A 2,263-nucleotide genomic window follows, 5' to 3' on the forward strand; every position below is an offset into this window, starting at 1 on the left:
GACACTGTTGGCGAATTCATAGTCCGCTCAGGCAGGCTGTATGGAGAGGCTGAGGGCGGCAAACCGCGAACAGCGAGTGGGGGCGGTAGGCATTCCGTTCCACCACTCGCCCAGCCGGATCAGGTTCACCGCTACCGCCGTGATGACATGCTGCAGATGGGTTTTGGCCAGGCCGATATAGCGTGACTGGCGTAACCCGCAGCGCCGGATCGCTTGCCCATGAGTGCTCTCGATGCCGGCTCGCGCGGCATACTGCTGTCGAAATTGTGCGGTGGTTTGTTGCTGGCGGGCGGCTTGAAGGGCTTCATGCTGTTCTTGCGGCTGTAGCCCGATAATTCGGGGCTCGACCTTGGCGCGGGTGCACTGGGCCCGAAACGAGCAGGGCGTGCAGTCCTGGCGCGAAAAGCGAGCTTCCCACAGCACCCCGGTTTTCGGGTAGGTATTGCGGAGCCAAGAAAGACTTTGCTTGCCGGCCGGACACGTGACCACCTGCTGGTCCCACTCCACGATAAAGTGCGATTTGTCGAAGCCGGTATCGCCGCGGGCTTGCCAACTAGGATCATCCGCCACCGCTCCTGTGAGCGTTACCTGATACGCCCGTTGACTGTCGAGCAGGATCTGGGCATCGGTATACCCCTTGTCGACCAAATGCTCGGTCGGTAGCAAGTGGCGTTCGGCCAGAGAGGCATGGACGACCTCTGCCATATTATCGTCCGGGGTGCTAGCCGGCGTCGTCTCGACGTTGCCGATCACATGCGGCGTCTGCGGATCGCAGGTCTCGGTGAGATGGCCCTGGTAACCGACCCACTCCACCGAACGCTTGGTGCTATAGCGCACTTCGGGATCGTAGGGGGAACAGACCTGCTCCGCTGCGGTGGGCATCTCCGCGCCGGTCCGCCAGCGGATCTCCCCGTCGTGTTCGATATACTGCTCCGTCCAGACGCGGCGGAGGATGGCGACGGCCGGTAGCGTCTGCAGCCAAGGCGGGGCGGTGGCGGCCTCGACCACCTCGAGCAGGAACCGCCCATCCGCCCCGATGACCGCCGCCAGTTCCTGGCGGGCCGCTTCGGACTTGGGAAACTGGGAATTCTCGATGCGGTGGCCGTAGCGCGCGTACCACGCCTCGGGCGCGCGCGCCTGCAGCCATTCCGGGGCGGCGACCGCCAGGCTGTTGAGGGCGGCCCGTAACGTCTCGCCCACCCGCTCCAGCCGGTTGAGCCCCCGCACCGCCCCGAGCACGTGGGTGGAATCCGTCCGCTGGCGTCCCCGCGCTTTGACCAAGCCCAGATCCTGGATTCGCGCCAGCAGGGTGTTGAGCAACATCGCCTCGCCCTTTCCTGCCAGCAAGCGGGGGCGGAATTCACACAACCCCCTGAAGTCGAAGCCCGGGTCGGTCAGTTCCAGGCCGAGCACGTACTTCCAGTCGATCCGCCCCCGCACCGCGTCGGCCGCCTGGCGGTCCGAGAGTCCCTCGACAAACTGCAACACCGTGACCAACGCCAACCGGGCCGGTGCTTCGGCCGGCTGGCCCCGCGCCGGAAACAACGCGGTGAACTGGCTATCCTGGTAGATCGTCCCGAGATGGTCGCCGATTTGCAGGCAGAGCGTACCTTTGGGGAAGGCGGCCTGGGCCCCGCGCCGGGTTTCTTCCGGAACAGGGAAAGACTCTTGTGGATGAAGGCACATAACGAATCCTCCTCCGAGGCGTCGATTAAGAAGGACGAATTTGATGATGATCCTCACGCTGGGGCGTAGCAAGATCCGGTTGTGGAATTCGCCAACAGTGTCACCTCAACGATCACCAGGCGCTGCGCCATGATCTAGCCGTGCAAACCGCGGTCGACCGCACGTCGCCGTTAGCCAGTCCCGCTACCCTCTGTCGGTGGGAGAATCGTGCCAGTCGAGCGGTTGCCTGGACGCTCCATGAAGTGCTCGTGGAACAATTTATCGCGTCCTTTTCTCGGCCGCCCGAAGAATTGATCTTGGACTTTGATGCGACCGATGACCCGGTACACGGTCATCAGGAGCAGCGCTTTTTCCATGGCTATTATGATCACTACTGTTTTCTGTCCCTCTACGTCTTTTGTGGGGAGCCGTTGCTGGTCAGTTACCTCCGGCCCAGTAACCGTGATGGCGCCCAACACGCTTGGGCCATCTTGGCGTTGTTGGTCAAGCGGCTCCGACAGGTATGGCCGTCCGTTAGGATCATCCTGCGTGCCGATAGTGGGTTTTGCCGCTGGTGGGTACTGCGGTGGTGCGATCG

General features: G+C 63.0%; 1 protein-coding gene and 1 pseudogene. One reads left to right on the top strand and one right to left on the bottom strand.

The annotated features are described in order from the left end of the window. Positions 1-27: 27 nt before the first annotated feature. Positions 28-1,686, bottom strand: a complete 1,659-nt coding sequence (locus AC11W3_RS12495) for an IS1182 family transposase (protein ID WP_484093107.1) — start codon at positions 1,684-1,686, stop codon at positions 28-30. Between the two features lie 104 nt (positions 1,687-1,790). Between AC11W3_RS12495 and AC11W3_RS12500 the strand changes: the two are divergent. Further along, a pseudogene (locus tag AC11W3_RS12500) lies at positions 1,791-2,263 on the top strand (transposase); the annotation flags it as partial.

This window comes from Geomonas sp. (assembly GCF_056994735.1).